Here is a 1,146-nt window from a genome sequence, read left to right as displayed (position 1 = left end):
GTACAAGATAATATAAATGTACAAGTGCGGCACCCGTCGCACAGTGAGTGTAGAGGTAAGGCATGTCGTTTCCAGTTGGTGTAAGCGCCTGTGTGATCGGTGAAAAAGTCCGCTTTGACAGTGGCCATAAGCGGAGCACATTCGTCACGAAAGAGTTAGGTCCTTATGTGGATTTCGTGCCCGTGTGCCCTGAAGTGGGGATTGGTCTTCATGTTCCCCGTCCGGCGATTAGGCTGGTCGATAAAGGCGATCTTTCTGTAAAGCTTGTTGAAACCAAGGATCAACAAAAAGACTACACGGATAAAATGATCGCGTTTAGTGAGCGTAAAGCGGAAGAGCTGGAACACAAAGCACTCCGCGGATACATCGTCTGCGCAAAGTCACCAACGTGTGGCATGGAGCGGGTCAAAGTGTATCGCGAAAATGGCTACGCCTCTGATATTTCAGGGGTTGGCTTGTACACGCAAGCACTGATGGCGCAGATGCCTTGGCTACCGATAGAAGAAGATGGTCGCCTTAATGATCCTATCTTAAAAGAGAATTTCGTGTTCCGTTTGTTCGCGCTCGATGATCTCTATAAAAGTGTTGAAGGTGGCGTCACTAAAAAAGCTCTAGTTGATTTTCATTCCCGATACAAATTGGTGTTGATGGCACACTCGCCCGAACGTTATCGCGAGTTAGGGCGTTTTATGGCGAACATTGGGCATTACGATATCGATGCATTCTTTGAACAGTATCGGACCGCTTTTATGCAGGCGATTGCCATTCGCGCTACCCGTAAAAAGCACACCAATGTGCTAATGCACCTACAAGGTTATTTTAAAAATAATCTCGATAAAGGCCAAAAAGCAGAATTGGCGAACCTTATCCACGCCTATCGTCAAGGCACCATGCCATTACTGGCGCCTTTGACCTTAATTTCACATCATTTACATAATCATCCCGACGATTATCTGGCCAATCAAGTCTATCTCAAGCCATACCCCGACGCACTGAGGTTACGTTATGGCTTGTGAGGGATCCCACACACTCACTATTAGTCAGGTCGCAGAGCAAACGGGCGTTAATCCTGTGACCTTACGCGCTTGGCAGCGTCGTTATGGCTTATTGTCACCAGCAAGAACCGCAAAAGGCCACCGTTTATAC

The 1,146-nt window shown here is 47.5% G+C and carries 2 protein-coding genes; both read left to right on the top strand.

All coding sequences use genetic code 11. From position 1 onward, the window contains the following. Positions 1-62 precede the first annotated feature (62 nt). Positions 63-1,016, top strand: coding sequence for a DUF523 and DUF1722 domain-containing protein (locus tag BZG79_RS15800; RefSeq protein ID WP_077774884.1), 954 nt, complete (start codon positions 63-65; stop codon positions 1,014-1,016). Continuing rightward, positions 1,006-1,146: MerR family DNA-binding transcriptional regulator (locus BZG79_RS15795; protein WP_199878088.1), on the top strand; the 141-nt coding region annotated here is incomplete at its 3' end. The genes BZG79_RS15800 and BZG79_RS15795, both read left to right, overlap by 11 nt.

The sequence above is a fragment of the Salinivibrio sp. MA427 genome, from assembly GCF_001996115.1.
Lineage (GTDB): Bacteria > Pseudomonadota > Gammaproteobacteria > Enterobacterales > Vibrionaceae > Salinivibrio > Salinivibrio costicola.
The sequence above is the reverse complement of the archived record's forward strand: the minus strand, read 5'-3'. Positions and strand labels throughout refer to the sequence as shown.